This is a genomic window from Citrobacter sp. 50677481, from assembly GCF_001463265.1.
GTDB classification, from domain to species: domain Bacteria; phylum Pseudomonadota; class Gammaproteobacteria; order Enterobacterales; family Enterobacteriaceae; genus Citrobacter_A; species Citrobacter_A sedlakii.
In genome coordinates this window covers 171,133-186,110 of the sequence record NZ_LNHZ01000036.1, presented here as the reverse complement: position 1 = coordinate 186,110, position 14,978 = coordinate 171,133, and the positions used below count along the sequence as shown (strand labels likewise).

Sequence of the window (14,978 nt, the reverse complement as noted above, 5' to 3'; positions counted from 1 at the left end):
ATTGGTCGCAGGTTCGAATCCTGCACGACCCACCATTTTAACGGTGGAAACGGGTAGAAAGCGTGAAGGATAACGTTGCGACAGCAACGGCCCAAAGGGCGAGGCGAAGCCGAGTCATCCTGCACGACCCACCAGTCTGAATGATTAAGCAGTAAATCCCGCAAGGGGTCGTTAGCTCAGTTGGTAGAGCAGTTGACTTTTAATCAATTGGTCGCAGGTTCGAATCCTGCACGACCCACCAATGTAAAAAGGCGCCCTAAAGGCGCCTTTTTGCTATGTGCAGAATGTAATGATTCGAACGCAGTGAGACAACGGAGCCGCTTGCAGCGACGGCCCGAAGGGCGAGGCGAAGCCGGATCGGATCGCCGTCACCCTTCGGCAAAACGGTGCGCAATAGGTGTGACTTTCGTTACGCAATCCGCTATCTTGTTTAGCATATAAAACAAATATGGCCGATTTCGGCGTCCTGTACGCTCTGTATCGGTTATTTCGTTAAGCGAGAAAAACGAGAAAGCAAGATGAGCGTAATGTTTGATCCAGAAGCAGCGATTTATCCGTTTCCGCCAAAACCTGTCCCGTTGAGCGTTGACGAAAAACAATTCTATCGCGACAAAATCAAGCGTCTGCTGAAAGCGCGTGATGCAGTGATGGTCGCGCACTATTACACCGATCCGGAAATCCAGCAACTGGCGGAAGAGACCGGCGGTTGCATATCAGACTCCCTTGAGATGGCGCGCTTTGGCGCAAAGCATCCTGCGTCCACCCTGCTGGTGGCAGGAGTACGCTTTATGGGCGAAACCGCCAAAATCCTCAGCCCGGAAAAAACCATTTTGATGCCGACGCTGCAGGCCGAATGTTCGCTCGATCTCGGCTGTCCTGTCGAGGAATTTAACGCATTTTGCGATGCCCATCCGGATCGGACCGTGGTGGTCTACGCTAACACCTCCGCTGCGGTCAAAGCACGTGCCGATTGGGTCGTGACCTCCAGCATTGCGGTTGAACTCATTGAGCATCTGGATAGTTTGGGCGAAAAAATCATCTGGGCGCCGGATCGCCATCTTGGTCGCTATGTGCAAAAACAGACTGGCGCCGACGTATTATGCTGGCAGGGCGCGTGCATCGTCCATGATGAGTTTAAAACCCAGGCGTTGGCCCGCATGAAGGGGCTTTACCCTGAAGCGGCAATCCTCGTCCACCCGGAATCCCCACAATCGATTGTCGACATGGCCGACGCCGTCGGCTCCACCAGCCAACTTATCAACGCGGCGAAAACGCTACCGCATAAGCAACTTATCGTCGCTACCGATCGCGGTATTTTCTACAAAATGCAGCAGGCCGTTCCGGGCAAAGAGTTGCTGGAAGCGCCCACCGCTGGCGAAGGGGCAACCTGCCGCAGCTGCGCGCACTGTCCGTGGATGGCGATGAACGGCCTTAAGGCGATTGCTGAAGGGCTGGAGCAGGGCGGACAAGCCCATGAGATTCAGGTTGATACAGCGCTGCGAGAAGGGGCATTATTGCCGTTAAACCGCATGCTGGATTTTGCGGCTACACTACGTGCGTAAATAATAAAAACGCTCTGGGGGAAAGATGGACTTTTTTAGTACGCAGAACATCCTGGTACATATTCCGATCGGCGCCGGTGGTTACGATCTTTCATGGATTGAGGCGGTAGGCACCATCGCCGGACTGTTGTGCATTGGTCTTGCCAGCATGGAAAAGATCAGCAATTACGTTTTCGGGCTGATCAACGTGACGTTATTTGCCATCATTTTCTTTCAGATCCAACTCTATGCCAGCCTGCTGCTGCAACTCTTTTTCTTTGCGGCGAATATCTACGGCTGGTATGCGTGGTCGCGGCAGAATACCCAGAATGAGGCGGAACTGAAAATCCGCTGGCTACCGTTACCGAAAGCGCTGGGCTGGCTGGCCGTTTGTGTGGTGGCGATTGGTCTGATGACGGTGTTTATCGATCCGGTGTTTGCTTTTTTGACCCGCGTCGCGGTGACCCTAATGCAGACGCTGGGGCTACAGGTGGTTATGCCCAATCTTCAGCCGGATGCCTTCCCGTTCTGGGATTCCTGCATGATGGTACTGTCGATTGTGGCGATGATACTGATGACGCGAAAATACGTCGAGAACTGGCTGTTATGGGTGGTGATCAACGTTATTAGCGTCGTGATCTTCGCGCTTCAGGGCGTATACGCCATGTCGCTGGAGTATCTGATCCTGACTTTTATTGCGCTCAACGGCAGTCGGATGTGGATTAACAGCGCACGCGAACGAGGCTCACGCGCGCTGTCTCATTAATGGTGATGATGTGTATGGCCGGACGCTGTCTCATTCAGATGGCAGTCCGGTCCTTCACAACGCTGGTACTCCATCTGAATGGTGGCGTGCGCAATCTGGTAGTGATGCACGAGAAAATGCTGAATGCGCGCCAGCAGGGCGTCATGATCGTGCGGTGGGATCACCTGCGCATGGAGCGTCATTACCGGTTTTTCACCCACCATCCAGACGTGGACGTGATGCACATTTCGCACCTCCGGGATTTCACGGCTGAGATGGCGTTTCAGCGCGGTGATATCCAGCGACACGGGCGCGCCCTCAAGCAATTCATTCACGCTGTCTTTCAACAGACGCCATGCGCTACGCAGGACTAACAGCGAGACCAGAATTGATAAAATGGGGTCAGCAGGCGTCCAACCCGTCCAGATAATTATCAGCGCGGCGACAATCGCCCCCACTGAACCCAGCAAATCCCCCATAACATGCAGAGCGGCGGCCCGCACGTTAAGGTTTTTCTCCTCACTGCCGCGATGCAGGATCCAGAACGCAAGGATATTCGCCAGCAAACCTGCCACGGCGATGGACATCATCATGCCGCCCGCTACCGGACGTGGCGTATAGAAGCGCTCAATCGCTTCCCAGACGATTAAAATAGTGATAACCACTAACGCAATCGCATTGACGAATGCGGCCAGCGTGGTGAGTCTCAGCCAGCCAAACGTATGACGTAACGTCGGCGGGCGGCGGGCAAACTGAACGGCCAGCAGGGCAAACAGCAATGCGGCGGCGTCAGTTAACATATGCCCGGCGTCCGCCAGCAGCGCCAGCGAGCCGGAAAGAATCCCGCCAACGACCTCCAGCAGCATAAATCCCGCGGTGACGCAAAACGCGAGCAGTAACCGACGTGCGTTATTATCTTCAGGCAGATGAGGGGTTGAGTGAGAGTGAGCGTGCGCCATGAATGTCATCCCTTTATGAATTCTCTGTTAACTGTATGACATCATACCGTTTTTGGTCGAATTAAATTAAAAAGGAGAGCCTTAGCTCTCCTGTTATCAGCCCGTTTTACCGTTACTGAGTGGTGCCATCCGTTTTGGTATCCACGTTGTTACTGGTGCCGTCGCCAGTTTCCACTTTCTTATTCACATCCGGACAGCGACCATCTTTACACATGGTGTTTTTATGCACCTCGTCTTTGGTCATCCCATCCTGGGTTGCAGACGTCCCGGTGGACTGCTGGGCGCCGCTGGTATTGGTGTTCGTGTTACCGGTATTGATGTTTGTGCCGTCGAGGTTATTCGGCGCGACGTTTTGTTTCGCATCCGGCGCGACCTGACCGGCTTCTGCGGCGGCGTTGGCCTGTCCGTTGTTCGTCTGGGCGCCGGTATCCGCAGCAAGCGCTGCGCCGCTGGCAAGGCTGAGTGTGGCAGTAAGAAACAGTGAAGCCAATTTTGTCATTTGCATAAGATGCTCCTGTTATGGTTCAGATGTCGGATAACGTCTTCCAACAGTGCATATGCCATGAAAGGACCTGGCAATAGTTTAAGATCCCATCCGGGCGTAATGGCCCAGTAGAGAATCTTGAAAAAATTAAAAAACTAAGCAGTTACAATTAAAAATTGTAGGTTAGATCTCGTTTTTCGCTACTTTCTGATGTTTTTTTGCGAATTTCCAGGATTAATCCGTTCGAAGTGTAAAATCGCGTTTACACTTTCTGACTGACGATATAGATTGGAGGGATTGCATTCATTTATATAAGTATGGCAACACTGGACGAATCATGAATTATCAGAACGACGATTTACGCATCAAAGAGATCAACGAGTTATTACCCCCTGTCGCACTGCTGGAAAAGTTCCCCGCTACTGAAAATGCCGCAAATACCGTGGCCCATGCGCGTAAGGCGATTCACAAAATTTTAAAAGGCAACGACGACCGCCTGCTGGTCGTGATTGGTCCTTGCTCAATTCATGATCCGGTTGCCGCAAAAGAATACGCGGGCCGCCTGTTGGCGCTGCGTGAAGCGTTGAAAGACGAACTGGAAATCGTGATGCGCGTCTATTTCGAAAAGCCGCGAACCACCGTTGGCTGGAAAGGGCTGATCAACGATCCGCACATGGATAACAGCTTCCAGATCAATGATGGTCTGCGCATTGCGCGTAAGCTGCTGCTGGATATCAACGACAGCGGTCTGCCTGCGGCGGGTGAGTTTCTGGACATGATTACCCCACAATATCTGGCGGATCTGATGAGCTGGGGGGCGATTGGCGCGCGTACCACGGAATCTCAGGTACATCGCGAGCTGGCTTCTGGTCTTTCCTGCCCGGTAGGCTTCAAAAACGGCACCGATGGCACCATCAAGGTCGCTATTGACGCCATCAATGCCGCAGGCGCGCCGCACTGCTTCCTGTCGGTCACCAAGTGGGGCCACTCGGCGATCGTCAATACCAGCGGCAACGGTGACTGCCATATCATCCTGCGCGGCGGAAAAGAGCCAAACTACAGCGCCACGCACGTCGCGGCAGTGAAGGAAGGGCTGGCGAAGGCCGGTCTGCCCGCGCAAATCATGATCGATTTCAGCCATGCGAATTCCTGCAAGCAGTTTAAAAAGCAGATGGACGTTGGCGCTGACGTGTGCCAGCAGATCGCGGGCGGCGAGAAAGCAATCATGGGGGTGATGATCGAAAGCCACCTGGTAGAGGGCAATCAGAACCCGGACAGCGGTGAACCGCTGGTGTACGGCAAGAGTATTACCGATGCCTGCATTAGCTGGGAAGACACTGACGCCATTCTGCGCCAGCTCGCGGAAGCAGTAAAAGCACGGCGCGGGTAATCTTTCTCCTGTAAAAAAGCCGACTCAGTGAGTCGGCTTTTTCGTCTGTCGAGGTGGCTTAAGCGCCTAATCCGGCCCGGAAAGATCAACGATCCACAGGCCCGACAAGCGTAGCGACAGCAGACAGGCTTACTTCGCTTTACCCTGGTTTGCGACGGCGGCGGCTTTTGCGGCGATCTCGTCAGCATTACCCAGATAGTAGTGTTTGATCGGCTTGAAGTTTTCGTCGAACTCGTAAACCAGCGGCACGCCGGTCGGGATATTCAGTTCGAGGATCTCATCTTCGCTCATGTTATCGAGGTATTTCACCAGCGCACGCAGGGAGTTACCGTGAGCGGCGATAATCACGCGCTCGCCGCTCTTCATTCGCGGCAGAATGGTTTCGTTCCAGTAAGGGATAACGCGGTCGATGGTGAGCGCCAGGCTTTCGGTCAGCGGCAGCTCTTTTTCGGTCAGTTTTGCGTAACGCGGATCGTGACCCGGGTAGCGCTCGTCGTCTTTAGTCAGTTCCGGCGGGGTGACCGCGAAGCCGCGACGCCACTGTTTCACCTGCTCGTCGCCGTACTTCTCGGCGGTTTCCGCTTTGTTCAGACCCTGCAACGCGCCGTAGTGACGTTCGTTCAGTTTCCAGGATTTTTCAACCGGCAGCCAGGCCTGATCCAGTTCATCCAGCACGTTCCACAGGGTGTGGATGGCACGTTTCAGCACAGAGGTATAAGCAAAATCAAAGCTATAGCCTTCAGCTTTCAGCAGCTTACCCGCCGCTTTCGCTTCGCCCACGCCTTTCTCGGACAGATCGACATCGTACCAACCGGTAAAGCGGTTTTCGTTGTTCCACTGACTTTCGCCGTGGCGTACCAGCACCAGCTTCGTTACAGCCATATACTTACTCCTTAATACCGTTTAATGATAATAATTCTCATTATATTGCCGTTATTGATCAACAGCAACGCTTACGCATAACCATAGCGAAAATCAGACGGCAGTGTAAGGTTCTTGTGAACTCTGCGTTGCGATTTTGTCGTTGAGTGGCGGGGAATTAACCAGGCGAGGAGAAAGTAGGCCCGATGCGCTTTTGGCACCGGGCAATTTCAGCGAAACCGTCAGGACGGAATAAACCGATATTCCGTCACGCTGGCATATTCGTCGCCAGGACGCAGGAAGCAGTCCGGCTGTGGCCATTCCGGATGGTTCGGGCTGTCGGGCAGAAACTCGCTTTCCAGCGCCAGCCCCTGGTAATCCGCATACGGCACCGGACCGCGTGATGAGGTGCCAGCCAAATAGTTGCCAGAGTAAAACTGCAGCGCCGGAGCAGAGGTGTAAACCTCCATCTGCAATTTCTCATCCGCAGACCACAGACGGGCTGCGGGGGTACGGGCATCACCATTGGCCTGAAGCAGGAAGGCGTGATCGTAGCCTTTCACCTTGCGCTGATCGTCATCGGCAAGAAATTCGCTGGCAATGACTTTTGCGTGGCGAAAATCAAACGACGTACCGGCGACGGATTTTAGTCCGTCACGGGGGATCCCGCCTTCATCGACCGGCAGATACTGCTCCGCCAGGAGTTGCAGCTTATGCTGGCGCACGTCGGTCTGGTCGCCATCAAGGTTAAAGTAAACGTGGTTGGTCAGGTTGACCGGACAGGTCTTATCCACCGTGGCGCGATAGGTGATAGAGATGCGGTTATCGTCGGTCAGACGATACTGCGCCGTCGCGCCGAGATTGCCCGGAAAGCCCTGGTCGCCATCATCCGAGGTTAACGCGAACAGCACCTGGCGTTCGTTTTGATTCACAATCTGCCAGCGGCGTTTATCAAACCCTTCCGGTCCGCCGTGCAGTTGGTTGACGCCCTGACTTGGCTGTAAGGTCACGGTTTCGCCGTTAAAAACATAGCGGCTGTCGGCGATACGGTTAGCGTAGCGACCGATTGACGCGCCAAGAAAGGCCGTCTGATCCTGATAGTGTTCCGGGCTGGCGCATCCCAGCAGCGCTTCACGCACGCTGCCGTCGGAAAGGGGAATGCGCGCGGAAAGTAAGGTAGCACCCCAGTCCATCAGCGTGACCACCATCCCTGCGCTATTGCGCAGGGTTAACAGGCGGTACGGCTGACCATCGGGTGCCAGTGCGGGTGTTTCATTCAGCACTGTCCTGCTCCTTGTGAGGGTTTGCAAACGTAAAATGTTTCTTTAATGCCGGTTTTCGCTTCGTACTGTTCTGCGACAGCCTGTTGAACGGCCGGTACCAGCGTCTCCGGGATCAGCGCCACGACGCAGCCGCCAAAGCCGCCGCCGGTCATGCGCACGCCGCCGTTCTCGCCGATAGTCTTTTTGACGATTTCCACCAGAGTATCGATCTGCGGTACGGTGATTTCGAAATCGTCACGCATGGAGGCATGAGATTGCGCCATCAGTTCACCCATACGCTTAAGGTCGCCTTTCTCCAGCGCGCTTGCCGCTTCAACAGTACGTGCGTTTTCAGTTAACACGTGACGCACGCGTTTGGCAACCAGCGGATCGAGTTCAGCGGCGACAGCGTTAAAGGCGTCGAGGCTGACGTCGCGCAGCGCAGGCTGCTGGAAGAATCGCGCGCCCGTTTCGCACTGCTCGCGACGGGTGTTGTACTCGCTGCCGACCAGCGTACGTTTGAAGTTACTGTTGATGATCACAATCGCCACGCCTTCAGGCATGGAAACCGCTTTAGTGCCGAGTGAGCGACAGTCGATCAGCAGCGCGTGATCTTTTTTACCCAGCGCGGAGATTAGCTGATCCATAATGCCGCAGTTGCAGCCGACAAACTGGTTTTCCGCTTCCTGGCCGTTCAGCGCGATCTGCGCGCCGTCCAGCGGCAGGTGGTAAAGCTGCTGGAACACGGTGCCGACCGCCACTTCCAGCGACGCGGATGAACTTAAACCTGCCCCCTGGGGCACATTACCGCTGATAACCAGATCTGCGCCGCCGAAGCTGGCGTCGCGTTTTTGCAGATGTTTTACTACGCCCCGCACATAGTTTGACCACTGCTGGCTGTCATGGGTGACAATCGGCGCGTCCAGCGAAAACACATCCATCTGGTTTTCGTAGTCAGCGGCAATCACCCGAACCTGACGGTCGTCGCGCGCGGCGCAGCTAATGACCGTCTGGTAGTCGATGGCGCAGGGTAGCACGAAGCCGTCGTTATAATCGGTATGCTCGCCGATAAGGTTAACGCGGCCTGGCGCCTGAATCGTGTGGGTGGCAGGGTAGCCGAATTTTTCAGCAAACAGAGAGAGTGTGTTCTCTTTCAGACTCATTTTTATACTCCGGATTCGCGAAAGTGGATGTCGCTGACCGCACGCAGGCGCTCTGCCGCTTGTTCGGCAGTGAGATCGCGCTGGGTTTCCGCCAGCATTTCGTAACCGACCATAAATTTGCGAACGGTCGCGGAACGCAGCAACGGCGGATAAAAGTGCGCATGCAACTGCCAGTGGTCGTTCTGTTCACCGTTAAACGGCGCGCCATGCCAGCCCATGGAGTAGGGGAAGGAGCAGGTAAACAGGTTGTCGTAACGACTGGTCAGTTTTTTCAGAGCCAGCGCCAAATCGGCGCGCTGGTCGTCGGTCAAGTCGGTAATGCGCAGGACATGGGTTTTGGGCAGCAGCAGGGTTTCGAACGGCCAGGCGGCCCAGTAAGGCACCACGGCCAACCAGTGTTCGGTTTCCACCACGGTACGGCTGCCGTCTGCCCGTTCACGCCGCACGTAGTCGAGGAGCATCGGCGAGCCCTGTTCGGCGAAATACGTTTTTTGCCGCTGATCTTCGCGTTCCGCTTCGTTAGGCAGAAAGCTGTTCGCCCAAATCTGTCCGTGCGGATGCGGATTAGAGCAGCCCATGGCCGCGCCTTTGTTCTCGAAAACCTGCACCCAGGGATACGTTTTGCCAAGCTCGGCGGTTTGCGTCTGCCAGGTTTTCACAATTTCCGTTAGCGCCGGCACGCTCAGTTCCGGCAGGGTTTTGCTGTGATCGGGTGAGAAACAAATGACGCGGCTTGTGCCGCGCGCGCTCTGGCAGCGCATCAGCGGATCGTGGTTTTCCGGCGCGTCGGGCGTATCGGTCATCAGCGCGGCGAAATCGTTGGTGAAAACGTAAGTGCCGGTGTAATCGGGGTTTTTATCGCCAGTGACGCGGGTGTTACCGGCGCACAGGAAGCAGTCCGGATCGTGAGAAGGCAGCGTCTCGTCTGCGGGCTTTTCCTGCGCGCCCTGCCAGGGGCGCTTGGCACGATGCGGTGAAACCAGAATCCACTGTCCGGTTAGCGGGTTAAAACGGCGATGTGGATGATCGACAGGGTTAAATGGGGTCATGATTCGTCCTTAATCCGGGTATCCCTGCGGATGGCGAGACTGCCAGTGCCAGGTGTCCTGCGCCATTTCGTCGAGGGTGCGCGTAACGCGCCAGTTAAGTTCGCGATCTGCTTTGCTGGCGTCTGCCCAGTAAGCAGGAAGATCGCCATCGCGGCGCGGCGCAAAATGGTAGTTAACGGGTTTGCCGCAGGCTTTACTGAACGCGTTGACCACGTCCAGGACGCTACTGCCGATGCCCGCGCCGAGGTTATAAATATGCACGCCCTGAATACCCGCCAGCTTTTCCATCGCCGCGACGTGACCGTCGGCCAAATCCATGACGTGAATGTAATCGCGTACGCCGGTACCGTCCTCGGTCGGATAGTCGTTGCCAAAAATGGCGAGGGAGTCGCGACGACCGACGGCCACCTGCGCAATGTAAGGCATCAGGTTATTCGGGATGCCCTGCGGGTCTTCCCCCATATCGCCTGATGGGTGCGCGCCGACCGGGTTAAAGTAGCGCAGCAGGGCGATGCTCCATTCCGGCTGCGCTTTTTGCAGATCGGTTAGGATCTGTTCGACCATCAGTTTGCTTTTCCCGTAGGGACTTTGCGGGGTGCCGGTCGGGAAGCTTTCAACATAAGGAATTTTCGGCTGATCGCCGTAGACGGTGGCGGAGGAGCTAAAGATAATGTTTTTGACGTTGGCGGCGCGCATGGCGCTAATCAGCCGCAGGGTGCCGTTAACGTTATTGTCATAATACTCCAGCGGTTTGGCGACGGATTCCCCCACCGCTTTCAGACCGGCGAAGTGGATGACGGTATCAATCGCGTGGTCGTGGAGGATCTCGGTCATCAGCGCTTCATTGCGGATGTCGCCTTCGACAAAGGTCGGGTGTTTTCCGCCAAGACGTTCGATCACGGGAAGGACGCTGCGCTTACTGTTACAGAGGTTGTCAAGGATGATGACGTCGTGACCGTTTTTCAATAACTGCACGCACGTATGACTGCCAATGTAACCGCTACCACCGGTAACCAAAACTCTCATAATTCGCTCCGTTAAGCTTATGGTATGGAATAACCATAGCATAACAAAGATGCGAAAAGTGTGACACGGAATAAAATAGTGGAATCGTTTACACTAACCGTTTTTCACCGTTTGTAGTCAGTTATACGATTGTAAATCAAAAACTTTGCCAGGGATTGCGGCCTTTGTCCGAAAAAAAAGGGCGCTTTCGCGCCCACGGATGAAAACTAGCGCAATCGGGTCTGCTGATACACGTAGCGATCGCCCTCGGGAACAAACGCCAGCCGATGAGTGATACAGGCAGGGGCATCTTCCGCATGATGTGACACAAAGAGCAACTGGGTATCGCCTTCGCTAATCAGCACATCCACAAAACGGCGAATCAGCTGGCGGTTAAGCGGATCCAGTCCCTGTAACGGTTCGTCGAGGATCAGTAACGTTGGGTGTTTAACCAGCGCGCGGGTAATCAGCGCCAGCCGCTGCTGACCCCAGGAAAGACTATGGAAAGGCGCGTCAGCAGTTTGTTTATCGATGCCGAGGATATCCAGCCACTGTTGCGCCAGCTTCTGTTGGCGGTCAGAAACGGCCTGATAGATGCCGATAGAGTCAAAGTAGCCAGAGAGGATGACATTACGCACCGTGGTGCTGACGCGATAATCAAGGTGCAGGCTACTGCTGACATAGCCAATATGCTTCTTGATGTCCCAGATGGTTTCACCGCTGCCGCGACGGCGACCAAACAGCGTAAGGTCATTACTGTAACCCTGTGGGTGATCGCCGGTGATAAGACTCAGCAGCGTTGATTTTCCCGCGCCGTTGGGGCCGACAATCTGCCAGTGCTCACCGGGGTTAACCTGCCAGTTCAGATGATGCAGGATAGGACGATCGTTATACGAAACCACGCCGTCACGAAGGACAATACGCGCGTCATTTGCGGCCAGAAGATGCCGCGCCGCGGGTTCGTCGGGTTCCGGCAGGCTGACGCCTTCCAGACGTTCGCTATGGGCGAGCTGAGCGATGAGCGCCTGCTGTAACAGCGCGTCTTTCGCGCCGGTTTCGGTGAGTGCGCAGTCGGCCACTACCCCGGCATACTGGATAAAATCAGGCATTTCATCGAAGCGGTTCAGTACCAGCACCAGCGTGATGCCGGATTGATGCAGCGTCTCAAGTAGCCCCGACAACTGCTGGCGTGAGGCGACGTCCAGCCCGTCAAACGGTTCATCGAGGATCAATAAATCCGGCTCGGACATCAGCGCCTGGCAAAGCAGGGTTTTACGCGTTTCGCCAGTGGAAAGGTACTTGAAACGGCGCGCAAGGAGATGAGAGATGCCGAATTGCAGCGCCAGTTCCTCGCAGCGGGACCGGTTTTTCACCTCGTCCTGAATGATTTCTGCGGTCGTGCGGCCGGTGTCGTCTTCCCCGGGGCTGAGCATGTCGGTGTTATTGCGCTGCCATTCGTCGCTGACCAGCTTTTGTAGCTGTTCGAAGGAGAGGCGAGTGATACGGGTAAACTGACAATGGCGTTCGCCTTTGAGTAGCGGGAGTTCTCCCGCCAGCGCGCGTGCCAGCGCCGACTTCCCGCTTCCGTTCGCGCCAACAAACGCCCAACTTTCGCCCGCGGTTAACGAAGCGGAATCAAGCTGAAGCGTTTTTGTGTCGCTCAGGCGAAACGTGCCTTGCGAAATTTGCAACGATGACATTTTGTATCCCATTTTTTGCAGCGATGAATAACAGGGATACGTTGTCCGGACAGGAATGTCAATGCGTTTTGAGCGAGCGCTGACGGTAGCCGAAATGCAAAAGAAGAACGCCTGAACGGTTTCTCAGCACAACGTGGCGATGATGACGTTATCGGCATCAAAAAAGGCCGTCACGCTGTCGCCCTGGGCAAGCGTTGCGGTGTTTTCTAGCGGCACCGTCGCGCACAACGATTGACCGTCCGCCAGCGTCATCAATACTTCGCACTGCTCTGCGCCGCGTTCAATATGACTAATCGTCCCTTTAAGCTGATTATCTGCCGTCTGCGCGACGGCGTCGTCCTGGGTGAGGCCCACCCACGGCGCTTTCAGTAACACCAGCACCTCTTTGCCTTCGTTAAGCCCCAGACGTTCGCCGCTTTGCGCGGTAATCGCGACTTTCAGCCGCGTTTCGCCATCCGCCAGCAAAACGTCTACATGCTGCTGCACCCGATCGTGGTCGCGGCCGGTAATGGTGCCAAACCACTGGTTGCGCGCGCTGGTTTGTAAGGAAAAGCGTGAAATGGCGGCCAGCAGACTGTCGAGGGGAAGCGCATCGTCGTCGCTCAGAACATCAAACGCCTTTTGCTGTATCTGCGCCAGTAAGTCGTAGAGTTGGATCAGGCGCTGTCCGTAGCGGGTTAATACCGCGCCGCCGCCGCCCTTGCCGCCGGTGGCGCGTTCGACCAGCGTCTGCTCGCTGAGCTGGTTCATCTCGTTAATGGCGTCCCAGGCGCTTTTATAGCTAATGCCCGCGTCTTTCGCACCCTGACTAATGGAGCCGGAAAGCGCAATATGCTTAAGCAGAGAAATGCGTCGAGGGTCGGCAAACAGTTTTTGCTGCAGTTTAAGGGTAAGAAGGATTTCGGCTTGCATAACACGATCCTGGCAAAAGGACTATTGTGACGGAAAACCCCGCCTGCGCATAGACGACCGCACAAAAGGGGAGTGCTTTTCTCGATGATGCGGTTAGAATACTTAAAGAACTGAATCAGGAGATGACCATGTTAGAGTTATTGAAAAGTCTGGTATTCGCCGTGATCATGGTGCCCGTGGTAATGGCCATTATCCTGGGGCTGATTTACGGTCTGGGTGAAGTGTTTAACATTTTCTCCGGCATCGGCCAGAAAGATCAGTCCAGACAAAACCGTTAATTTCCCGACGCCCGCTCTGCCGGGCGTTTTTCTTTGCTCAAGTTCCCGTATTTCCTGCCGATAGTTTTCCTGATTCCTCCCGAATGGGTAGTAATAACCGCTGGGAAATTGCCGGAATTATCGTTATATTGTCAGCTACATAACGATACGCACAGGAGCTTTCAATGGCACGTTCATGGCTACGTCTGGTTGCCGGGGCAACACTTTCTCTTACTCTTGCCGGGCAGGCGCTGGCAGGTGAGGGCAAAATTACTGTTTTTGCAGCGGCTTCGCTGACCAACGCGATGCAGGATATCGCGGCCGTTTATAAAAAAGAAAAAAACGTTGAGGTGGTTTCCTCTTTCGCATCCTCTTCTACCCTGGCGCGACAAATCGAAGCGGGCGCTCCGGCAGATGTGTTTATTTCCGCCGACCAGAAATGGATGGATTACGCGGTAGACAAAAAAGCGATAGATACCGCGTCACGCCAGACGCTGTTGGGGAACAGCCTGGTTGTCGTCGCGCCCAAAGCAAGCGAACAAAAAGATTTTACTGTCGACAACAAAACCGACTGGACCCGCCTGCTTGACGGCGGACGTCTGGCCGTAGGCGATCCAGAACATGTTCCGGCCGGCATTTACGCGAAAGAAGCGCTGCAAAAACTGGGCGCCTGGGATACGCTAGCGCCGAAACTGGCGCCTGCGGAAGACGTGCGCGGCGCGCTGGCGCTGGTGGAGCGTAACGAAGCGCCGCTGGGAATCGTTTACGGTTCCGATGCCGTCGCCAGTAAAGGCGTGAAAGTGGTGGCCACGTTCCCGGAAGCGTCACATCAGAAAGTGGAATACCCCATCGCCATAGTGGATGGACATAAAAACGCAACGGTCAGCGCCTTTTGTGATTACCTGAAAGGGCCGCAGGCGTCAGCTATTTTTAAACGTTACGGATTTACGACGAAGTAATGATACTGAGCGATCCCGAATGGCAGGCCGTACTTCTGAGCCTGAAAGTGTCATCCCTGGCCGTACTCTTCAGTCTGCCGTTTGGGATTTTCTTTGCCTGGCTGCTGGTGCGCTGTCGTTTCCCGGGCAAAGCATTGTTGGACAGCCTGTTGCATCTGCCGCTGGTCTTACCGCCGGTGGTAGTGGGATACTTGCTGTTGGTCTCGATGGGCCGTCGCGGAATTATCGGCCAGTGGTTGTATGACAGCTTCGGCATCACCTTTGCCTTTAGCTGGCGCGGCGCGGTGCTGGCGGCGGCCGTGATGTCGTTTCCCCTGATGGTGCGCGCTATCCGGCTGGCGCTGGAAGGGGTGGATACCCGACTGGAGCAGGCTGCCCGTACACTCGGCGCCGGGCGCTGGCGCGTCTTTTTCACTATTACTTTACCGCTTACGTTGCCGGGGATTATTGTGGGTACGGTGCTGGCGTTTGCTCGCTCGCTCGGCGAGTTTGGCGCGACCATTACCTTTGTTTCCAACATTCCCGGCGAAACGCGCACCCTTCCTTCGGCGATGTACACGCTGATCCAGACGCCCGGTGGGGAAAGCGCGGCGGCGCGGCTTTGCGTGATCTCCATCGTGCTGGCGTTGATTTCATTGCTGATCTCCGAATGGCTGGCGCGCATCAGCCGCACGCGGACGGGGCAATAATC

Annotated in this window: 15 protein-coding genes, 1 tRNA gene and 1 other RNA gene; 8 read left to right on the top strand and 9 right to left on the bottom strand. The window is 55.3% G+C overall.

The window, feature by feature from the left end:
* The 4 genes from APU02_RS09720 to pnuC all read left to right on the top strand — a co-directional run.
* A non-coding RNA gene (locus APU02_RS09720) (RtT sRNA) lies at positions 1-134 on the top strand; the annotation flags it as partial.
* A gap of 31 nt (positions 135-165) precedes the next feature.
* Positions 166-241: transfer RNA gene (locus APU02_RS09715), tRNA-Lys, on the top strand.
* Between the two features lie 277 nt (positions 242-518).
* Complete coding sequence (gene nadA / locus APU02_RS09710) at positions 519-1,562, top strand: quinolinate synthase NadA (protein WP_042285236.1); 1,044 nt, start codon at positions 519-521, stop codon at positions 1,560-1,562.
* Positions 1,563-1,587: 25 nt separating this feature from the next.
* Positions 1,588-2,307 carry a nicotinamide riboside transporter PnuC gene (pnuC, locus tag APU02_RS09705; RefSeq protein WP_060569943.1) on the top strand — a complete coding sequence of 240 codons (720 nt, stop codon included), beginning with the start codon at positions 1,588-1,590 and terminating at the stop codon, positions 2,305-2,307.
* On the opposite strand, the gene zitB is transcribed toward pnuC, so the two are convergent.
* Together zitB and APU02_RS09695 are read right to left on the bottom strand one after the other, a co-directional pair.
* Positions 2,304-3,245 (bottom strand): CDF family zinc transporter ZitB, encoded by a 942-nt coding sequence (zitB, locus tag APU02_RS09700; protein WP_042285230.1) that lies wholly within the window; start codon positions 3,243-3,245, stop codon positions 2,304-2,306. The genes pnuC and zitB overlap by 4 nt on opposite strands.
* Before the next feature lie 112 nt (positions 3,246-3,357).
* Positions 3,358-3,750, bottom strand: coding sequence for a YbgS-like family protein (locus tag APU02_RS09695; RefSeq protein ID WP_060569942.1), 393 nt, complete (start codon positions 3,748-3,750; stop codon positions 3,358-3,360).
* Between the two features lie 316 nt (positions 3,751-4,066).
* On the opposite strand from APU02_RS09695, the gene aroG reads away from it, so the two are divergent.
* Positions 4,067-5,119, top strand: a complete 1,053-nt coding sequence (gene aroG, locus APU02_RS09690; RefSeq protein ID WP_042285227.1) for a 3-deoxy-7-phosphoheptulonate synthase AroG — start codon at positions 4,067-4,069, stop codon at positions 5,117-5,119.
* Between the two features lie 129 nt (positions 5,120-5,248).
* Here aroG and gpmA read toward each other — a convergent pair whose 3' ends face one another.
* The 7 genes from gpmA to modE form a co-directional block, all read right to left on the bottom strand.
* Positions 5,249-6,001 (bottom strand): 2,3-diphosphoglycerate-dependent phosphoglycerate mutase, encoded by a 753-nt coding sequence (gene gpmA / locus APU02_RS09685; protein ID WP_042285226.1) that lies wholly within the window; start codon positions 5,999-6,001, stop codon positions 5,249-5,251.
* A gap of 221 nt (positions 6,002-6,222) precedes the next feature.
* Positions 6,223-7,263, bottom strand: a complete 1,041-nt coding sequence (gene galM / locus APU02_RS09680; protein WP_042285223.1) for a galactose-1-epimerase — start codon at positions 7,261-7,263, stop codon at positions 6,223-6,225.
* Positions 7,257-8,405 (bottom strand): galactokinase, encoded by a 1,149-nt coding sequence (galK, locus tag APU02_RS09675; protein ID WP_060569941.1) that lies wholly within the window; start codon positions 8,403-8,405, stop codon positions 7,257-7,259. Before galK ends, galM begins: the two co-directional genes overlap by 7 nt.
* Positions 8,406-8,407: 2 nt before the next feature.
* Positions 8,408-9,454, bottom strand: a complete 1,047-nt coding sequence (gene galT, locus APU02_RS09670; RefSeq protein WP_042285218.1) for a galactose-1-phosphate uridylyltransferase — start codon at positions 9,452-9,454, stop codon at positions 8,408-8,410.
* Between the two features lie 9 nt (positions 9,455-9,463).
* Positions 9,464-10,480, bottom strand: a complete 1,017-nt coding sequence (gene galE, locus APU02_RS09665) for a UDP-glucose 4-epimerase GalE (RefSeq protein WP_042285216.1) — start codon at positions 10,478-10,480, stop codon at positions 9,464-9,466.
* A 206-nt stretch (positions 10,481-10,686) separates the two neighbouring features.
* Positions 10,687-12,159: a molybdate ABC transporter ATP-binding protein ModF gene (gene modF, locus APU02_RS09660; RefSeq protein ID WP_042285212.1), complete on the bottom strand. Its 1,473-nt coding sequence runs from the start codon at positions 12,157-12,159 to the stop codon at positions 10,687-10,689.
* A 123-nt stretch (positions 12,160-12,282) separates the two neighbouring features.
* The gene (modE, locus tag APU02_RS09655; protein ID WP_060569940.1) at positions 12,283-13,071 is read right to left on the bottom strand and encodes a molybdenum-dependent transcriptional regulator; all 789 of its coding nucleotides are present in this window, start codon (positions 13,069-13,071) and stop codon (positions 12,283-12,285) included.
* 128 nt (positions 13,072-13,199) lie between these two features.
* On the opposite strand from modE, the gene APU02_RS09650 reads away from it, so the two are divergent.
* The 3 genes from APU02_RS09650 to modB all read left to right on the top strand — a co-directional run bounded on the left by APU02_RS09650 (position 13,200) and on the right by modB (position 14,976).
* Positions 13,200-13,349 carry an AcrZ family multidrug efflux pump-associated protein gene (locus APU02_RS09650; protein WP_000891513.1) on the top strand — a complete coding sequence of 50 codons (150 nt, stop codon included), beginning with the start codon at positions 13,200-13,202 and terminating at the stop codon, positions 13,347-13,349.
* Positions 13,350-13,513: 164 nt separating this feature from the next.
* Positions 13,514-14,287 (top strand): molybdate ABC transporter substrate-binding protein, encoded by a 774-nt coding sequence (gene modA, locus APU02_RS09645; protein WP_042285204.1) that lies wholly within the window; start codon positions 13,514-13,516, stop codon positions 14,285-14,287.
* Positions 14,287-14,976, top strand: a complete 690-nt coding sequence (gene modB, locus APU02_RS09640) for a molybdate ABC transporter permease subunit (protein ID WP_042285202.1) — start codon at positions 14,287-14,289, stop codon at positions 14,974-14,976. Before modA ends, modB begins: the two co-directional genes overlap by 1 nt.
* Positions 14,977-14,978: the final 2 nt, after the last annotated feature.

What these genes read in the sequence shown, in the direction of transcription:
- nadA (WP_042285236.1), top strand. Translation starts at nt 519, where the DNA reads ATGAGCGTAATGTTTGATCCAGAAGCAGCGATTTATCCGTTTCCGCCA.
- pnuC (WP_060569943.1), top strand. Translation starts at nt 1,588, where the DNA reads ATGGACTTTTTTAGTACGCAGAACATCCTGGTACATATTCCGATCGGC.
- zitB (WP_042285230.1), bottom strand. Translation starts at nt 3,245, where the DNA reads ATGGCGCACGCTCACTCTCACTCAACCCCTCATCTGCCTGAAGATAAT.
- APU02_RS09695 (WP_060569942.1), bottom strand. Translation starts at nt 3,750, where the DNA reads ATGCAAATGACAAAATTGGCTTCACTGTTTCTTACTGCCACACTCAGC.
- aroG (WP_042285227.1), top strand. Translation starts at nt 4,067, where the DNA reads ATGAATTATCAGAACGACGATTTACGCATCAAAGAGATCAACGAGTTA.
- gpmA (WP_042285226.1), bottom strand. Translation starts at nt 6,001, where the DNA reads ATGGCTGTAACGAAGCTGGTGCTGGTACGCCACGGCGAAAGTCAGTGG.
- galK (WP_060569941.1), bottom strand. Translation starts at nt 8,405, where the DNA reads ATGAGTCTGAAAGAGAACACACTCTCTCTGTTTGCTGAAAAATTCGGC.
- galT (WP_042285218.1), bottom strand. Translation starts at nt 9,454, where the DNA reads ATGACCCCATTTAACCCTGTCGATCATCCACATCGCCGTTTTAACCCG.
- galE (WP_042285216.1), bottom strand. Translation starts at nt 10,480, where the DNA reads ATGAGAGTTTTGGTTACCGGTGGTAGCGGTTACATTGGCAGTCATACG.
- modF (WP_042285212.1), bottom strand. Translation starts at nt 12,159, where the DNA reads ATGTCATCGTTGCAAATTTCGCAAGGCACGTTTCGCCTGAGCGACACA.
- modE (WP_060569940.1), bottom strand. Translation starts at nt 13,071, where the DNA reads ATGCAAGCCGAAATCCTTCTTACCCTTAAACTGCAGCAAAAACTGTTT.
- APU02_RS09650 (WP_000891513.1), top strand. Translation starts at nt 13,200, where the DNA reads ATGTTAGAGTTATTGAAAAGTCTGGTATTCGCCGTGATCATGGTGCCC.
- modA (WP_042285204.1), top strand. Translation starts at nt 13,514, where the DNA reads ATGGCACGTTCATGGCTACGTCTGGTTGCCGGGGCAACACTTTCTCTT.
- modB (WP_042285202.1), top strand. Translation starts at nt 14,287, where the DNA reads ATGATACTGAGCGATCCCGAATGGCAGGCCGTACTTCTGAGCCTGAAA.